The sequence below is a fragment of the Falsiroseomonas ponticola genome (assembly GCF_016805305.1).
Lineage (GTDB): Bacteria > Pseudomonadota > Alphaproteobacteria > Acetobacterales > Acetobacteraceae > Falsiroseomonas > Falsiroseomonas ponticola.
In genome coordinates this window covers 23870-40453 of sequence record NZ_JAERQN010000010.1, presented here as the reverse complement: position 1 = coordinate 40453, position 16584 = coordinate 23870, and the positions used below count along the sequence as shown (strand labels likewise).

At 70.5% G+C, this 16584-nt stretch carries 14 protein-coding genes; 9 read left to right on the top strand and 5 right to left on the bottom strand.

The genetic code is table 11. The features are described from left to right. The first annotated feature begins 111 nt into the window (after window positions 1–111). From JJI54_RS24045 to JJI54_RS24035, 3 genes are all read left to right on the top strand, one after another. Complete coding sequence (locus tag JJI54_RS24045; protein WP_203075951.1) at window positions 112–1038, top strand: NAD(P)H-dependent flavin oxidoreductase; 927 nt, start codon at window positions 112–114, stop codon at window positions 1036–1038. Then, window positions 1038–1838: an IclR family transcriptional regulator gene (locus JJI54_RS24040; protein ID WP_203075950.1), complete on the top strand. Its 801-nt coding sequence runs from the start codon at window positions 1038–1040 to the stop codon at window positions 1836–1838. Before JJI54_RS24045 ends, JJI54_RS24040 begins: the two co-directional genes overlap by 1 nt. Before the next feature lie 65 nt (window positions 1839–1903). Beyond that, a complete protein-coding gene (locus tag JJI54_RS24035) occupies window positions 1904–3493 on the top strand; it encodes an ABC transporter substrate-binding protein (RefSeq protein WP_203075949.1) in 1590 nt (529 codons plus the stop codon). Window positions 3494–3545: 52 nt separating this feature from the next. On the opposite strand, the gene gatB is transcribed toward JJI54_RS24035, so the two are convergent. The 4 genes from gatB to gatC all read right to left on the bottom strand — a co-directional run bounded on the left by gatB (window position 3546) and on the right by gatC (window position 7914). Next, window positions 3546–4997 carry an Asp-tRNA(Asn)/Glu-tRNA(Gln) amidotransferase subunit GatB gene (gene gatB, locus JJI54_RS24030; protein ID WP_203075948.1) on the bottom strand — a complete coding sequence of 484 codons (1452 nt, stop codon included), beginning with the start codon at window positions 4995–4997 and terminating at the stop codon, window positions 3546–3548. 99 nt (window positions 4998–5096) lie between these two features. Next, complete coding sequence (locus JJI54_RS24025; protein WP_203075947.1) at window positions 5097–6011, bottom strand: hypothetical protein; 915 nt, start codon at window positions 6009–6011, stop codon at window positions 5097–5099. A gap of 125 nt (window positions 6012–6136) precedes the next feature. Continuing rightward, window positions 6137–7618 carry an Asp-tRNA(Asn)/Glu-tRNA(Gln) amidotransferase subunit GatA gene (gene gatA, locus JJI54_RS24020; protein WP_203075946.1) on the bottom strand — a complete coding sequence of 494 codons (1482 nt, stop codon included), beginning with the start codon at window positions 7616–7618 and terminating at the stop codon, window positions 6137–6139. Continuing rightward, window positions 7618–7914, bottom strand: coding sequence for an Asp-tRNA(Asn)/Glu-tRNA(Gln) amidotransferase subunit GatC (gatC, locus tag JJI54_RS24015; RefSeq protein WP_203075945.1), 297 nt, complete (start codon window positions 7912–7914; stop codon window positions 7618–7620). Before gatC ends, gatA begins: the two co-directional genes overlap by 1 nt. Window positions 7915–7981: 67 nt before the next feature. Here gatC and ruvX point away from each other — a divergent pair, with 67 nt between their 5' ends. The 4 genes from ruvX to JJI54_RS23995 all read left to right on the top strand — a co-directional run bounded on the left by ruvX (window position 7982) and on the right by JJI54_RS23995 (window position 13593). After that, window positions 7982–8446, top strand: a complete 465-nt coding sequence (ruvX, locus tag JJI54_RS24010; RefSeq protein ID WP_203075944.1) for a Holliday junction resolvase RuvX — start codon at window positions 7982–7984, stop codon at window positions 8444–8446. Between the two features lie 190 nt (window positions 8447–8636). Continuing rightward, window positions 8637–11996, top strand: coding sequence for a cadherin-like domain-containing protein (locus tag JJI54_RS24005; protein ID WP_203075943.1), 3360 nt, complete (start codon window positions 8637–8639; stop codon window positions 11994–11996). 131 nt (window positions 11997–12127) lie between these two features. Next, window positions 12128–13066: an aspartate carbamoyltransferase catalytic subunit gene (locus tag JJI54_RS24000; RefSeq protein ID WP_203075942.1), complete on the top strand. Its 939-nt coding sequence runs from the start codon at window positions 12128–12130 to the stop codon at window positions 13064–13066. 77 nt (window positions 13067–13143) lie between these two features. Beyond that, a complete protein-coding gene (locus JJI54_RS23995) occupies window positions 13144–13593 on the top strand; it encodes an Ntn hydrolase family protein (RefSeq protein ID WP_203075941.1) in 450 nt (149 codons plus the stop codon). 21 nt (window positions 13594–13614) lie between these two features. On the opposite strand, the gene JJI54_RS23990 is transcribed toward JJI54_RS23995, so the two are convergent. Next, window positions 13615–14586, bottom strand: coding sequence for a Bug family tripartite tricarboxylate transporter substrate binding protein (locus tag JJI54_RS23990; protein WP_203075940.1), 972 nt, complete (start codon window positions 14584–14586; stop codon window positions 13615–13617). Window positions 14587–14671: 85 nt separating this feature from the next. Between JJI54_RS23990 and JJI54_RS23985 the strand changes: the two genes are divergently transcribed. Then, on the top strand, window positions 14672–15946 hold the full coding sequence (locus tag JJI54_RS23985) for a dihydroorotase (RefSeq protein WP_203075939.1): 1275 nt from the start codon (window positions 14672–14674) through the stop codon (window positions 15944–15946). Further along, entirely contained in the window at window positions 15946–16539 is a 594-nt protein-coding gene (gene plsY / locus JJI54_RS23980) for a glycerol-3-phosphate 1-O-acyltransferase PlsY (protein ID WP_203075938.1), read from the top strand. The genes JJI54_RS23985 and plsY overlap by 1 nt, the downstream gene beginning before the upstream one ends. Window positions 16540–16584 lie beyond the last annotated feature (45 nt).

The window sequence follows — 16584 nt, the reverse complement described above, 5'->3', positions numbered from 1 at the left end:
AAGCCGGAAGCCACCCCCGGCCCTTATCCCGTTCGACGGAATTAAAGACGAAAGCCTTGCCGCCCCGCGCCTGCGCCAGCATCCTGCGCCGCATCACGCCGGAGCCTCCCGATGCCCCTTCCCGCGCTGTTGCAGGGCCGCCTGAGCCTGCCCGCCATCGCCGCGCCCATGTTCATCGTCTCCCACCCCGACCTCGTCATCGCGCAATGCAGGGCCGGCATCGTCGGTTCCTTCCCCGCGCTGAACGCCAGGCCGAAGGAAGCGCTGGACGAATGGCTGACCCGGCTGCACGCCGAGCTCACGGACCGCGACGCGCCCTTCGCGGTGAACCAGATCGTCCATGCCTCCAACGACCGGCTGGAGCATGACCTGGAGGTCTGCGCGAAGCACCGCGTCCCCATCATCATCACCTCGCTCCGCGCGCCCAACGCCGTGATCGATGCCGTGCATGCCTGGGGCGGCATCGTCTTCCACGACGTCACCAATCTGCGCCATGCGGAGAAGGCGCTGGAGGCCGGGGTCGATGGCCTGATCCTCGTCGCCGCCGGCGCCGGCGGCCATGCCGGCACCCTCTCCCCCTTCGCGCTGGTGGCGGAGGTCCGGCGCATCTTCGATGGCCCCCTCGCGCTGTCCGGCAGCATCACCCAGGGCGGGCAGATCCTGGCCGCCCAGGCCATGGGCGCGGACCTCGCCTATATCGGTACGCGCTTCATCGCGACGCGGGAAGCCAATGCGGCGGAGGGCTACAAGCGCATGATCGTGGAAAGCAGCGCCGCCGATGTCCTCTACACGCCCTTCTTCACCGGCGTGCACGGGAACTACCTCAAGCCCTCCATCGTGGCCCAGGGCCTCGACCCCGATGCGCTGCCGCCCCGCGACAAGACCGCGATGAATTTCGGCAGCACATCCGTGAAGGCCTGGCGGGACATCTGGGGCGCCGGCCAGGGGGTGGGCAGCATCACCGATGCCCCCACCACGGCGGAGGTCGTGGCTCGCCTTCGCGCGGAATACGCGGCGGCGCGCGAAAGCCTGCGCTGATGCCCCGCCGCCGCGCCGGCGAAGCGCTGCCCGCGGAAGCGGCCGATACCGTCACGGCCCTGACGCGCGGGCTCGACGTGCTCGGCTGCTTCCGCCGCGGCGACGGCCCGCTCGGCAACCAGGAAATCGCGTCCCGCACCCGCCTGCCGCGCAGCACCGTCTCCCGCCTCACCGCCACCCTGACGCGCGCGGGCTGGCTGCTGCATGTGCCGGAGGTGCAGCGCTATCGCCTCGGCCCCGCCGCCATCGCGCTGGGCGGCGCGGCGCTGGGCGGGCTCGACATCCGCGGCATCGCCCGCGCGCCGATGCAGGAGTTGGCCAACCGCACCCGCGCCGTCGTGGCACTCGGCATGCGGGACCGCCTGTCGATGCTCTACCTGGAAGTGGTCCGCAGCGACGCGCCCATCTCGCTGAACCTGGAGGCCGGGTCGCGCATCTCCCTCGCCTTCTCCGCCATGGGCCGCGCCTGGCTGGCCGCGGCACCGCCGGCCGAGCGGGAGGAAGCGCTGCTGCGGCTGCGGGAGCTGGATGACGGCGCCTGGCCCCGCATCGCCGCCGGCGTGGCGCGGGCGCGGGAGGATGCGGCGCGGATCGGCATCTGCTGTTCCTTCGGCGAATGGCAGCAAGGCGTGAACGCCATCGCCACCAGCTTCCGCCCCGGCGGCGGCATGCCGCCGATGGTCATCAATGTCGGCGCCCCCGCCTTTGTCTGCTCGCGGGAAGCGCTGCTGGAGGAAGCGCGCCCCGCGCTGCTCGACCTGGCCCGCGGGCTGGAAGGCGTGCTGGACCGGCCGCATTGACCCGCCGCCGCAAGGGTGCCTAGCCTTCCGCCGCTGTCGCGAAGAACAGCGAGGAGGAAGCTGCCATGCAACGTCGTTCCCTGCTTCAGGCGGGGGCGGGGCTCGGCCTGTTCGCCGGCCACGCGCCCGCCATCGCCCAGCCCGCCCGCGCGGCCACGCTGCGCTTCGTGCCGCAGGCGAACCTCACGGCGCTCGACCCCATCTGGACCAGCGCCATCGTCACCCAGATGCATGGCTACCACGTCTATGACACGCTCTATGCGCTGGACGGCCAGCTGCGCCCGAAGCCGCAGATGGCGGAGGGGCACGAAACCTCGGCCGATGGCCGGGTGTGGCGGATCCGGCTGCGGGAGGGGCTGCGCTTCCATGATGGCGAGCCCGTGCGCGCGCAGGATTGCGCCGCCAGCCTGGCGCGCTGGTCGCGGCGCGACCCCTTCGGCCAGATCCTGGCGCAATCCGTCGATGAATGGCGCGCCGCCGATGACCGCACGCTGGAGATCCGGCTGAAGCGCCCCTTCCCGCTGCTGCTGGAAGCGCTGGCCAAGCCGGACGCCAATGTCCCCTTCATCATCCCCGCCCGCCTGGCGGCGACGGATGCCAACACCCAGGTCAGCGACCCCGTGGGCAGCGGCCCCTACCGCTTCGTCCGCGACGAATTCGTCAGCGGCAGCCGCGTGGTCTATGCGAAGAACGAAGCCTATCGCCCGCGCGGCGAGGCGCCGGAAGGTGCCTCCGGCGGCAAGGTCGCGCATTTCCCGCGCATCGAATGGCACATCCTGCCGGACCCCGCGACGGCGGCCGCCGCGCTCCAGGCCGGCGAGGTGGATTGGCTGGAACAGCCGCTGTCGGACCTCATCCCGACGCTGGCGCGCAACCGCAACATCCAGGTGGGCGTGCTGGCGGAAGCCGGCCTCATGTCCATCATGCGCCTCAACCATCTGCAGCCGCCCTTCAACAACCTGAAGGTGCGCCAGGCGGTGGCGCTGGCGGTGGACCAGACGGAATACATGCGCGCCACGCTGGGCGACGACCGCAGCATCTGGCGGGAATGCCACAGCCTCTTCCCCTGCGGCACGCCCTATGGGGTGGAGGATCTCTCGCCGCTCAACGCCGCGCCGCGCAGCCTGGACCGCGCCCGCGCGGCACTCCAGGCCAGCGGCTACAACGGGGAGAAGGTGGTGATCATCAACCCCACCGACTTCCCGCTGATCGGCCCGCATGGCCAGATCACCGCCGACCGGCTGCGGCGCATCGGCATGAATGTGGAACTCGCCGAGACCGACTGGGGCACCGTCGTGCAGCGCCGCGTGCGGACGGAACCCACGGAGCGCGGCGGCTGGAGCATCTTCCACACCTATGGAAGCTCGCTCGGCTACCTGAACCCCGCGGTCTCGTCGCTGGTGAAGGGGCCCGGGCCGACGGGCTGGTTCGGCTGGTACGACAGCGCCCGCGCGCAGGAGCTGATCCAGGCCTGGTTCGACGCGCCCAACGCCGACCAGCAGCAGACGCTGGCCAACGAGATCAACCGCCTGGCACAGGACGATGTCGCGACCATCCCGCTCGGCCAGTTCACCGTGCGGAACGCCTGGCGGCGGAGCATCACGGGGATGGTGAAGGGGAGCATGCCGTATCCCTGGGGGGTGCGGCCGGCGTGACACTACTCCCTCCCCCGCGATTGCGGGGGAGGGTCGGGGTGGGGGTCTGCGCCTACCCCCCCAGCTTCGCCTTCAGCACCTCATTCACCAGGGCCGGGTTCCCCTTGCCCTGGAGGGCCTTCATCGTCTGGCCGACGAAGAAGCCGAACAGCGTCACCTTGCCGGCCTTGTACTGCTCCACCTGGCTCGCATTCGCGGCCAGCACCTTGTCCACCGCGGCGTCGATGGCGCCGGTATCCGTCACCTGCTTCAGGCCGCGCTCCGCCACGATCGCGGCGGGCGTCTTGCCCTCCTCGAACATGATCTCCAGCACATCCTTGGCGATCTTGCCGTTGATCGTCTTGTCCGCGATCAGGTCGATCAGCGCGCCGAGGTCCGCCGCCGGCACCGGGCTTTCCTCGATGCCGACGCCGCGCTTGTTGAGATGCGCGAAGAAGTCGCCCGTCAGCCAGTTCGCCACCGTCTTGGCATCGCGCCCCTTGGCCACGCCCTCGAAGAAGACGGCCGTCTCCTTCTCCAGCGTCAGCACATGGGCGTCATAGGGCGAGAGCCCCAGGGCGACGTAGCGCGCGCGCCGCGCATCCGGCAGTTCGGGCAGGGAGGCCTTGAGCGCCTCCACCCAGTCGCTCTCCAGCACCAGCGGCGGAAGGTCGGGCTCCGGGAAGTAGCGGTAGTCATGCGCATCCTCCTTGGACCGCATGGACCGCGTGGTGCCGCGGCTGGTGTCGAAGAGGCGCGTTTCCTGCACCACCTCGCCCCCATCCTCCCACACCTCGATCTGCCGCCGCGCCTCGGCCTCCACCGCCTGCATGACGAAGCGGATGGAGTTGACGTTCTTCACCTCGCAGCGCGTGCGATAGCCCTCCCCCGCCTTGCGGACGGAGACATTGACGTCGGCGCGCATGGAGCCCTCGTCCATGTTGCCGTCGCAGGTGCCGAGGTAGCGGAGAATCTGCCGCAGCTTCGACAGATAGGCCCCGGCTTCCTCGGGGGAGCGCATGTCGGGCTCGCTGACGATCTCCATCAGCGCCACGCCCGACCGGTTCAGGTCGATGAAGGACTTCGCGGGGTGCTGGTCATGCAGCGACTTGCCGGCATCCTGTTCCAGATGCAGCCGCGTGATGCCGATGGACTTCACCGTGCCGTCCGCCAGCGTGATCTCCACCGCGCCCTCGCCCACGATGGGATGCGCGAACTGGCTGATCTGGTAGCCCTGCGGCAGGTCCGCGTAGAAATAGTTCTTGCGGTCGAAGCGGGACCAGAGGTTGACCTTGGCGTTCAGGCCGAGCCCCGTCCGCACCGCCTGCGCCACGCATTCCTGGTTGATGACGGGCAGCATGCCGGGGAAGCCGGCATCGATGAAGCTGACCTGGCTGTTCGGCTCCGCCCCGAAGGCCGTGGCGGCGCCGCTGAACAGCTTGGACTGGCTGATCACCTGGGCATGGACCTCAAGCCCGATGACGAGTTCCCAGGGGCCCGTGCGGCCTTCGATCGTGTAGGTCATGCCCAAATCCTGCTTCAACCCGCCGGGTGGAAGATCCCGGCCGGTGCCGCCGCCAGCAAAAGAACGGCTGGCGGCGGAAAGCAAGCCCTGTCGCGGCCGTCAGCTGCCAAGGGCCGGGACCGCGGCCACCGGGACGCTGACCCAGACATAGGTGTCAGGCGCGTTCTGCGCCGGCACCGCCAGCAGCGCCCTCTCCGCGCTGCGGTTCACCAGGTAGCCCCAGGTCGTCTCCGGCAGCCGCATCGTCCGCGGCATGTTGTGGAGCGCCGCGCCGGGGGTGTTCAGCCGGACCCAGCGGAGCTTCTGGACATCCTGCTCCTCCAGTTCGAAGAGCTGGTTGTTCACGAGGCGCGCGAGCTCCCGCGCCACCTCTTCCGTCCGCTCCCGCAGGAGCCGCCCGCCCTCAACGCGCCACGCCTCGATGGCAGCAGCGTCGCCCGTGACGCCATGGTCGGCGGAGAACACCAGGTAATGGCGCACGACCGTGGGTCCGGTCCCGTTCACCGCGCGATGAGAGGCACTGGCCCGCCCGACCAGCATGCGCCCATCGGTGGAGACGACGGCGCTGCGGGCCACCGTGATGACGGCGACATCGGCCGTTGGCTTGCCGTCGGCCGGCGCCGGCCGCAGCTGCAGGTCCGGGACAGCGCGCAGACGCGCTTGCAGCTCCGCATCGAAGGTGCTGGCAAACAGGGTCGCGCCGGCCGCCGTATCGCCCAGCGCCGCCGCCAGCGCTGCCCGGCGCTCGGCGCGGCGCTGGGCAGCCGGTATCTCAATGGAGGCGACGATGGCCTGGCCGATCAGGCCGCCGATCATCCCGGCGGGGGAGGTCGCGACAAAGCCGGGCACCGTATAGCCCGTGTCACCATCGACCTCGATCGCGGCTTCGGGCGCGGCGCTGACCAGGGTATGCGGCGCGGCCCGGTCCGCGGCGCTGACCGGCCCCGGCGGCTTGGCCGCGCAGCCCACCAGCAGGGTTGCAGCCAGAAGTAACGGAACCGCCATCCGAATCATCACCGAACTCTCGCATTGGTTGCGAGGCCGTTTAGTGACGGTTCCGGAAGACTGCCAAGGGGTCACAAAACATCAATGTTGCGGATGGCCCGGCGATGCGGCGGCCCCGCATCGCCGGCCCGGCGTCACGCCCGCAGCTGCGGCACCGCCGTGAAATTCGCCGCCTGCTCGATCGCGTGGCCCACGGCGAAGACGCTCTCCTCGTCGAAGGCCCGCCCGATCACCTGCAGGCCGAGCGGCAGCCCCTGCCCGTCCAGCCCCGCCGGCACGGCCAGGCCCGGCAGCCCCGCCAGGTTCGCCGTCACGGTGAAGACGTCGTTCAGGTACATCGTCACCGGGTCGTCCTGCTTCTCATCCATCCCGAAGGCGGCCGAGGGCGTGGCGGGGGTGACGATGGCGTCCACCTGCTTGAACGCCTCCTCGAAGTCCCGCCGGATCAGGGCGCGGATCTTCTGCGCCTTGAGGTAGTAGGCGTCGTAGTAGCCGGCGCTCAGCACATAGGTGCCGATCATGATGCGCCGCTTCACCTCCGCCCCGAAGCCCGCGGCGCGGGTGCGCTCATAGAGGTCCCGCAGGTCCGACCCCGGCTCCGTCACGCGGGCGCCGAAGCGCACGCCGTCATAGCGCGCGAGGTTGGAGGAAGCCTCCGCCGGCGCCACGATGTAGTAGGTCGGCAGCGCATACTTGGTGTGCGGCAGGCTGATCTCGACCGTCTCCGCGCCCTGCTCCCGCAGCCAGGCCAGGCCCTGGTCCCACAGCGCCGCGATCTCCGGCGCCAGGCCGTCCAGCCGGTATTCCTTCGGCACCCCGATCCGCAGCCCCTTCACGCCCCGGCGGCAGGCCGCCGCGAAGTCCGGCACGGCGATGTCGGCGCTGGTGGAATCCTTCGGATCGAAGCCCGCCATGGATTTCAGCAGCAGCGCGCAATCCTCGACCGTGCGCGCCACCGGCCCCGCCTGGTCCAGGCTGGAGGCGAAGGCCACGATCCCGAAGCGGGAGCAGCGCCCATAGGTCGGCTTGATGCCCGCGATGCCGCAGAAGGCCGCGGGCTGGCGGATGGACCCGCCGGTATCCGTCGCCGTCGCCCCCAGCGCCATCCGCGCCGCGACCGCCGCGGCCGACCCGCCGGAGGACCCGCCCGGCACCAGCCGTGTATCCGGGTCATTGGCGCGGGACCACGGATTCTCCACCGGCCCCGCCGCGCTGGTCGTGTTGGACGACCCCATGGCGAATTCGTCCAGGTTCGCCTTGCCGAGGAAGACCGCCCCGTCATCCAGCAGCTTCTGCGACACCGTGCTCTCATAGGGCGGCACGAAGCCCTTGAGGATGCGGCTGCCCGCCGTCGTCTCCGTCCCCGCCGTGCAGAACAGGTCCTTGATGGCGAGCGGAATGCCCTCCAGCGCCCGGGCCTCGCCCCGCTTGCGGCGCGCGTCGCTCTCCGCCGCCTGGACCAGCGCCTTCTCCGCGGTCACGGTGATGTAGGCGTTGATCCGCGGGTTCAGCTTCGCGATCCCGTCGAGATGCGCCTGCGTCAGCTCCACGCTGCTGATGGCGCCTTCCTCCAGCGCGGCCAGGGCGCCGGCCAGGGTGAAATCGGTCGGATGCATCACTCAACCACCTTCGGCACGCCGAACCAGGCGCCCATGCGGTCCGGCGCATTGGCCAGGACCTTTTCCGCGCGATCGCCATCGGTCACGGCATCCGGCCGCAGCCTTGCCTGCGCCTGGCCCACCGGGCTGCCGCCCGCCATGGGCTCCACCCCTTCCGTATCAACGGCTTGCAGCTGCTCGATCCAGCCGAGGATGCCATTGATCTCGGCCTGCATGCGGGAAAGCTCGTCGTCTTCCAGCCGGATGCGGGCCAGCGAGGCGATGCGCCGGACGGTTGCGGAATCGAGGGACATGGGGAGGCGAAAATCCTTGAAATCGCTCGGTTTGCCCAAAGCGAGGCGCCGGACCATAACGGCCGGCATGCCCATCTTCAACATGGCCGACCTCCGCGCCGCGCTTCCCCGCCATGCGCGCCTGATCGGGATCGACCCCGGGACGAGGACGATCGGGCTCGCGCTGTCCGACGTGCTGCTGATGCTGGCCACGCCCTACGGGTCGCTGCCCCGCGGCAAGATGGGCAGGACGGCCGCTGACCTGGCCGCGATCGCGAGGAAGGAAGGGGTGGGCGGCCTGGTGGTGGGCCTGCCGCTGTCCATGGATGGCAGCTTCGGCCCGGCCGCCCAGGCCGCGAAGGATTTCGGGCGCGACCTGGCGCATGCCGCGGGGCTGCCGGTGGCCTTCTGGGACGAACGCCTGTCCTCCGCCGCGGTGAACCGGGCGATGATCGAGGCCGACGTCACCCGGGCGAAGCGCGCCAAGGCGGTGGATGCGGCGGCGGCGGCGTACATGCTGCAGGCGGCCTTGGACGCGACAGCCCGACCTTGACCGCCAGACATCCCGGCCAATGCCGGAGGCGGATCGTAACGTTGACGAAAATCAGCAAATCTAGACAATTCAGCCCGGGATAGGATCGCAGGGCTGAAAACATGATCAAGATCGGAACCCCCGGCGCCGCGGTGGCACCGTGAGCGGCACCAATCAGACCCCGGCTGTTGGCGCCCCTCAGAGTCAAAGGGTGAACGAAGACAGCAATCTGGTCTTCTCGACTGCCACGTCGAACCGCGTCTCGATGTCGGACGCGGATGCTGGAAGCGCCACCGTGCGCCTGAGCATCAGCGCCAGCAACGGCGCGATCACCCTGTCGGGTCGAGCCGGGTTGAACTTCATCACCGGCGACGGAACCGCGGACCGGTCGATAACAATCGCCGGGACGCTTGCCAATATCAATGCGGCGCTGGAAGGGATGACCTTCCGCCCGGACAACAATTACTTCGGGTCGGCCGCAATCCGCTTTGACGCCAACGACCTGGGCAACACAGGTACCGGTGGCGCCAAGACCTCAACGCAGATCATGTCGTTGTCCATCGATCCCGTGAACGATGCGCCCGAAGTGGCAGGCGATTTCGCGGCGGACCTGTTCGAGGGCCAGACCTACACCTTCACCACCGCGGACCTCAATGAGGCCGACGTCGATGACTCCGGCGCGGGCCTGACCTGGGCACTGACACACGCGCCCGCCCATGGGACGATCTGGCGCGACGCCAACGCCAACGGAACGCTGGATGCGGGTGAGGCCCTGGCCGCCGGCGACACATTCAGCCACCAGGATGTGATCGACGGGCTTCTCCGCTACACCCACGACAACGGCAAGACCGCCGCGGATTCCTTCTCCCTCACCCTGGCGGATGGTGGCGAGGACGGGGCCGGCCCGACGGCGGCCGCAACCTTCTCCCTGACCATCCTCCTCGACAACGACGCGCCCGAGAACACGGTCCCCGTCACGCCGGTGATCAGCGAGGACACGGACCTTGTCTTCTCGCCGGCGCTCGGCACCGCGATCACGGTCGCGGATGGGGATGTCGGTGCGGGGAACCTCCGCGTCACCCTGACGGCCTTCTACGGCACGCTGACGCTGGCTGGCACGAACGGCCTGGTCTTCGAGAGTGGCGACGGGACGGCCGACGTCGCCATGACCTTCGAAGGCACGCTCGCTGACATCAATGCCGCGCTGGATGGCCTCCGGTTCACGCCCGACGCCAATCATGTCGGCCAGGCGATCGTGGAGATCGCCACCTATGACTTCGGCAATGAGTATGGCGCCGCGAAACTGGACGGCGATTCAGTCTTCATCACCGTCGTCGAGGCGAACGACGTTCCGGAACTCGGCGGATTCGCCACCGTGCTGACCATCGACGACACGGCGACGGTCAAGCCCTTCGCGGCCGCCACCGTGACCGACGCCGATGCGGGCGAGAGGCTGATCGTGACGGTCGCGGTGGACGCGCCGGCCAAGGGCGTGTTCACCGCGGCATCGCTCGCCGCTTCCGGCTTCATCCCGATCGGCGGTGGTGCCTACCTGCTGCTGCCGGCAACCCCGGAAGCGGCGCAGGCCGCCCTCCGCGCGCTCGACTTCGCGCCATCCGACAACAGGGTTGCCGCCGGCACGACGGAGACCACCACCTTCACCGTCCGGGCCTTCGACCGCGAAGGCGCCAGCGCCCTCCAGGCCGGAACCCTTGTGGTCTCGACCTCGGTGAACGACGCCCCCGTGCTCGATGCCAGCGCATCCCCCGCCCTCGTTGCCATCCAGGAGGATGCAGGCCCGCCCACGCCCGGCTCCAAGGCCGGTGCGACGCTGGTGTCGGCGCTGCTTGGCGGCGTCACGGATGCCGATCCGGCGGCGATGCGGGGCATCGCGGTGATCGGCGTCGGCGGGGGCGGCACCCTGTGGTCCTCGCTCGATGGCGGCGCCTCCTGGTCCGCCGCCCCGGCCCTCGCGGTGGACAAGGCCCTGCTCCTGCCCGGCTCTGCCCTGTTGTTCTGGCAGCCGGCGGCGGATGCGAATGGCCGCGTCGCGGACGCCATCACCTTCCGCGCCTGGGACGGCACCGCGGGGGTCGCCGGCGACCTTGCGGATACGACGGCAAATGGCGGCAGCACCGCCTTCTCCACGGCGACGGATACCGCGGCCATCGACGTAGCGGCGGTGGACGATCCGGGCATCGCGCGCCCCGATGCCTTCGTCCTGCCGGACTTCGGCGTCCTGCAGGGCAACGTCTTCGACGACAACGGCTTCGGCGCGGACAGCGATCCGGATGAGGGTCTCGTCGTCACCGCGGTGGCGGGTTCGGCCGCCCGGGTCGGCGTTCCCGTTCTCCTGCGCTCCGGCGCCACCGTCACGCTGAATGCGGATGGCAGCTTCGACTACCAGTCCAACGGCGCCTGGCAATGGCTGCCCGAGGGGCAAGTCGCGACCGACAGCTTCACCTACACGCTGACGCGCGGCGCCACGGCCACCGTCACCTTCACGATCATCGGCGTGGACAACGACGACGTGCTGCGGGGCAGCCTGGGCCCGGACACGCTGGTGGGCGGACAAGGCGACGATACCTACCATATCAACCACGTCGGCGACCGGGTCAGCGAAGCGGCCGGCGGCGGCTACGACCGCGCCTTCGCCTCCGTCAACTGGACGCTGAGCGATTGGGTGGAGCGGCTCAGCCTCACGGGTGCGGCGGACCTCAACGGCACCGGCAATGACCTCGACAATCGCCTGGACGGCAATGGCGGCGCCAATGTGCTGGAGGGCGCCGGCGGGAACGACACGCTGTCAGGCGGCCGGGGCCATGACAGCCTGACCGGCGGCGACGGCAACGACCTGCTCTCGGGAGGCCTGGGCAATGACAGCCTGGCCGGCGACGCCGGCAACGATGTCCTGATGGGCGGCGGCGGCGCGAACACCATGGCGGGCGGCGCGGGCAACGACATCTACTACGTGGACCAGATCGACGACAGGATCATCGAGCTGCCGGGCGGGGGGGATGACCGCGTCATCGCGTCCATCACCTGGACGCTCGAGGACGAGGTGGAGCAGTTGAGCCTGTCCGGCAGCGCGGACATCGACGGCACCGGCAACGACCTCGCCAACCGCCTCACCGGCAATGCCGGCAGGAACCGGCTGGATGGCGGGGCCGGCCATGATCGCCTGCATGGCGGAGCTGGCCGCGACACGCTCCTGGGTGGCTCGGGAGCGGATTCGCTGGACGGCGGCATGGGCGCCGATGAGCTGACGGGCGGTGTTGGCGCGGACATCTTCACCTTCCGCAGCGCGGCCGAGGCGCAGGGCGACATCATCACCGATCTCAACGCGGGCGAGGGCGACCGAATCGACCTGCGCTTGATCGATGCGGCGACCACGCGGACCGGCGACCAGGCCTTCACCTGGATCGGCTCGGCGGGGTTCGGCGGCATCGCGGGCCAATTGCGGTTCAGCAGTGGCGTGCTGGAAGGCGATGTCGATGGCGATGGCTCGGCGGATTTCCAGATCGGTCTGACGGGCATCACCACCCTGGCATCGACCTCCATCCTGCTGTGAGGCCGCGCGCCTCGCTGGTACGGGCGGCAGGGTGACGGCGGGGTGATCCCGGTCGGCCTTACCAGCCGCCTTCCCCTCCCCGGCGGCCCGGCGCTACACAGGCGCCGGCCGCCGCGGATCGATGAAGCCCCATGTTCCCCTTCCCCCACCGCCACCTGCTCGCGATCGAGGGCCTCGAGCCCCCCTATATCGCCGACCTCCTCGACCTGGCGGAGAGCTACGCCCTGCTCAACCGCCAGGGGAAGACGCAGCGCGACCTGCTGAAGGGCCGCACCCTCATCAACCTCTTCTTCGAGGACAGCACCCGCACCCGCACCAGCTTCGAGCTCGCCGGCAAGCGGCTCGGCGCGGACATCGTCAACATGTCCGTCTCCACCAGCAGCGTGAACAAGGGGGAGACGCTGCTCGACACCGCCTCCACCCTGAACGCCATGAAGACGGACCTGCTGGTCATCCGCCACGCGCAATCCGGCGCGCCGGCGCTGCTAGCGCAGAAGCTGGACGCCGCCGTCATCAATGCCGGCGACGGCACGCATGAACACCCGACCCAGGCGCTGCTGGACGCGCTGACGATCCGTCGCCGCAAGGGCACGCTGGAGGGCCTGACCGTCGCCATCTGCGGCGATGTCCTGCATTCCCGCGTCGCGCGGTCCAACATCCACCTGCTGCTGGCCATGAACTGCCGGGTGCGCATCGTCGGCCCGCCGACCCTGATCCCGGCGGAGGCCGCCTCCCTCGGCGTCGAGGTGCATCATTCCATGAAGACCGGCCTGAAGGACGCCGACGTCGTCATGATGCTGCGCCTGCAGAAGGAACGGATGACCGGCGGCCTGGTCCCCAGCGCGCGGGAATTCTTCCGCTTCTACGGCCTGGATGCCGAGAAGCTCTCCCACGCCAAGCCCGACGCCATCGTCATGCACCCCGGCCCCATGAACCGCGGCGTCGAGATAGACAGCGCCATCGCCGACGACCCCGTGCGGTCCGTGATCGGGGAGCAGGTGGAGATGGGCGTCGCCGTGCGGATGGCGGTGCTGGACGTGCTGGCGCGGGGGCTGCGCCGGAACGCGTGAGTCGCATATTGCCTACAATCATCTTGCACCTCACGCCGACGTGAGTGACACTCGGGGCATCCCCACGGAGGCCCCGCATGACCACGATCGCCTGGGATGGCCGCACCCTGGCCGGCGACCGCCGCGGCAATGCCGGCGGCATGGCCTATGAGCTCGTGAAAATCCGCCGCACCGGCGATGGCCGCCTGCTCGGCTTCTCCGGCGATATCGGCGTCGGCATGCTGATGCTGGACTGGCTGGATCGCGGTGGCGCCCGCCCGCCGCAGCAGGACACCGACCGCTGGGCGACGGTGCTGGAGATCACCCCCGATGGCGCCTGCTGGTGCCATGGGCGGGACAGCCGCTGGCGGATCGAGCAGCCCTTCTTCGCCATCGGCTCCGGCCGCGATTTCGCCCTCGCCGCCATGGCCTGCGGTCGCACGGCGGCGGAGGCGGTGGAGCTCGCCGCCCGTTTCGACACCGGCACGGGCAATGGGGTGGACGCGCTGGCGCTGGAAGCCGCGCCTGCGTTGAGGGTCGCGGCGTAAGCCGCGCGGGGATTTGTTCGCCTAGTCGGCCGTCGCCCCGCTCGCCCGCACCACCGGCACCCATTCCGCCAGCTCCCGCCGCAGGAAGGCGGCGAATTCGGCCGGGCTGCCCTCCGCGATCGGCGGCAGGTCCTGCTCCTCCAGCCTTGCCTTGTTCCCGGGGTCCATCACCGCCGCCCGCACCGCCTCGTTCATCCGCGCCACGATCGGCGCGGGCGTGCCGGCGGGGGCGAAAAGCCCGAACCAGGAATAGGCCTTGTACTGCGGCAGCCCCGCCTCCGCCGCCGTCGGCACATCCGGCATCAGCGGAGACCGCGCCCCCGTCGCCACCGCCAGGCAGCGCAGCCGCCCGGCCGCGTGATGCGGCGCGATCAGGGCCGGCGTGTCGAAGCAGATGGAGACCTGCCCCGCCAGCATGTCCGTCAGCATCGGCGCGCTGCCGCGATACGGCACATGCGTCGCCTCCGCCCCGATGGCGTTCAGGAAGGCCACCGCCCCGATATGCGCCGACCCGCCCGCGCCCCCGGTGCCATAGGCATGCTTCCCCGGATTGGCCTTGAGCAGCGAAACCAGCCCGCGCAGATCGCTCACCCCCAGCGAGGGATGCACCGTGATGCAGATCGGCACCATCACCGTCGGCGCCACCGCCACGAAATCGCGCTCCGGGTCATAGGGCAGCCGCGCGCCATAAAGCCCGACCGCCAGCACATGGGTGGAGATCGTCCCCATCACGAAGACGCTCCCATCCGGCGGGGACTTCGCCACGCTGTCCGACCCGATCGTGCCCCCCGCCCCGCCCCGGTTCTCGATCACCACCGGCTGCCCCAGCACCTGCTGGATCCGCGGCGCCAGCAGCCGGGTCGAGACATCCGTGCTCCCCCCCGCCGCGAAGGGCACCACGATGCGCACCGGCCGCGACGGCCAGGGTGCCTGCGCGCGGGCGATGCCGGGCAATGCGAGGGCGGGCAGGAAAAGGGCGGAACGACGATGCATGCGGCAGCCTCGGGGCGATTCGCGCCGAGCATACACGCCGCTGACGCCCGATGGCGGGACTCCACCGCCACGCTATAAGCGCCCCATGGCCGACACCCTCCTCACCAATGCCCGCCTCATCGCCCCCGCCACCGGCCTCGATGCCCCCGGCGGCCTGCTGGTGCGGGATGGCGTCATCCTCGACCACGGCACCAATCTCGGCGTCCCCGATGGCGCGACCGTCATCGATGCCGCCGGCGCCGTCCTCGCCCCCGGCATCATCGACATGCGCGCCGCCCTGGGCGAGCCCGGCTTCGAGCATCGGGAGACGGTGGCCTCCGCCGCCCAGGCCGCGGCTGCCGGCGGCATCACGACGCTCTGCGCCCTGCCCGACACCGACCCGCCCATCGACGACGCCGCGCTGGTGCAGTTCCTGATCCGCCGGGGAGAGATCACGGGCAGCCTCACCATCCTCCCCTACGGCGCCGCCACCGCCGGCTGCGAGGGCAAGGACATCGCCGAATACGGCCTGCTGCAGGAAGCCGGCGCCATCGCCTTCACCGATGGCCGGAAGGCGATCGGCAGCGCGCGCCTCATGCGCCTCGCCCTCTCCTACGCCCGCGCCTTCGGCAGCTTCATCATCCAGCACCCCGAGGACCCCTCGCTCGCCGCCAATGGCGCGGCGACGGAGGGTGAGCGCGCCACCCGCATGGGCCTGCCCGGCATCCCGCCGGCCGCCGAATCCATGATGGTCGCGCGCGACATCGCCCTCGCCCGGCTGACCCGCGGCCATGTCCACTTCGCCCATGTCAGCACCGCCGCGGCGCTGGACCTGATCAGGGCCGCGAAGGCGGAGGGCCTCGCCGTCACCTGCGACACCGCGCCCCCCTATTTCGACCTGAACGAGACGGCGATCGGGGAATACCGCACCTACGCCAAGCTCTCGCCGCCCTTGCGCATCGAGGCCGATCGCCTGGCCGTCGTCGCCGCCCTCAAGGACGGCACCATCGATGCCGTCGCCTCCGACCACCAGCCCCGCGACGCCGATGACAAGCGCCTGCCTTTCGCCCAGGCCGAGGCCGGTGGCGCGGGCCTCGCCACCCTGCTCGCGGTCACCCTCGCCCGCGTCCATGCCGGCGACCTGACCCTGCCCCAGGCCCTCGCCCTCCTCACCTCCCGCCCCGCTGCCCTGCTGAAGCTGCCCGCCGGCACGCTGGCCAAGGGCGCCCCCGCCGACCTCATGCTGTTCCAGCCGGAGCGCGGCTGGCGGGTGGAGGCCGGCAAGCTGCCCGGCAAGGCGCAGAACACCCCCTTCGATGGCCGTGCCCTGGAAGGCCGGGTCATCGGCACCTGGAAGGCGGGGCGGAGGGTCTTCGGCTGATGTCCCTGATCCTCGCCGCCCTGCTCGGCTACCTCCTGGGCTCCGTCCCCTATGGCCTGCTGCTGACCCGCGCCGCGGGGCTCGGCGACATCCGCGCCATCGGGTCGGGCAATATCGGCGCCACCAATGTGCTGCGCACCGGCAACAAGAAGCTGGCGGCGGCGACCCTCGCGCTCGACGTGCTGAAGGGCGTCGCCGCCCTGCTGATCGCCCGCGCCGCCTGGGGGGAGGATGCGGCCCTCGTCGCCGGCTTCGCCGCCATGGCGGGCCATGCCTTCCCCGTCTGGCTCGGCTTCAAGGGCGGCAAGGGGGTGGCCACCGGCGCCGGCGTGCTGCTGGCCGCGCAATGGTGGCTCGGCCTCGCGGCCGTCGCCGCCTGGGCCGCGGTCTTCTTCGCCACCCGCATCTCCTCCGCCGCCGCGCTCGCCACCTGCGCCATCGCCCCCGTCATCGCCCTCGTCTTCGGCGACACCAGGCTCGCCCTCTTCGCCCTCGGCCTGGCCGCGCTGATCACCTGGCGCCACAAGGCCAATATCCAGCGGCTGATGGCCGGCACCGAGCCGAAATCCAGCTTCGGCAGCAAGAAGGCCTGACTCGTCGCGCTTGCGCGCACACCCCAGGCGCGATCACACTGGCCG

What these genes read in the sequence shown, in the direction of transcription:
- ruvX (WP_203075944.1), top strand. Translation starts at nt 7,982, where the DNA reads ATGCCCATCTTCAACATGGCCGACCTCCGCGCCGCGCTTCCCCGCCAT.
- gatC (WP_203075945.1), bottom strand. Translation starts at nt 7,914, where the DNA reads ATGTCCCTCGATTCCGCAACCGTCCGGCGCATCGCCTCGCTGGCCCGC.
- JJI54_RS24035 (WP_203075949.1), top strand. Translation starts at nt 1,904, where the DNA reads ATGCAACGTCGTTCCCTGCTTCAGGCGGGGGCGGGGCTCGGCCTGTTC.
- JJI54_RS24040 (WP_203075950.1), top strand. Translation starts at nt 1,038, where the DNA reads ATGCCCCGCCGCCGCGCCGGCGAAGCGCTGCCCGCGGAAGCGGCCGAT.
- JJI54_RS23985 (WP_203075939.1), top strand. Translation starts at nt 14,672, where the DNA reads ATGGCCGACACCCTCCTCACCAATGCCCGCCTCATCGCCCCCGCCACC.
- JJI54_RS24000 (WP_203075942.1), top strand. Translation starts at nt 12,128, where the DNA reads ATGTTCCCCTTCCCCCACCGCCACCTGCTCGCGATCGAGGGCCTCGAG.
- JJI54_RS23990 (WP_203075940.1), bottom strand. Translation starts at nt 14,586, where the DNA reads ATGCATCGTCGTTCCGCCCTTTTCCTGCCCGCCCTCGCATTGCCCGGC.
- JJI54_RS24025 (WP_203075947.1), bottom strand. Translation starts at nt 6,011, where the DNA reads ATGATTCGGATGGCGGTTCCGTTACTTCTGGCTGCAACCCTGCTGGTG.
- plsY (WP_203075938.1), top strand. Translation starts at nt 15,946, where the DNA reads ATGTCCCTGATCCTCGCCGCCCTGCTCGGCTACCTCCTGGGCTCCGTC.
- JJI54_RS23995 (WP_203075941.1), top strand. Translation starts at nt 13,144, where the DNA reads ATGACCACGATCGCCTGGGATGGCCGCACCCTGGCCGGCGACCGCCGC.
- gatA (WP_203075946.1), bottom strand. Translation starts at nt 7,618, where the DNA reads ATGCATCCGACCGATTTCACCCTGGCCGGCGCCCTGGCCGCGCTGGAG.
- JJI54_RS24045 (WP_203075951.1), top strand. Translation starts at nt 112, where the DNA reads ATGCCCCTTCCCGCGCTGTTGCAGGGCCGCCTGAGCCTGCCCGCCATC.
- gatB (WP_203075948.1), bottom strand. Translation starts at nt 4,997, where the DNA reads ATGACCTACACGATCGAAGGCCGCACGGGCCCCTGGGAACTCGTCATC.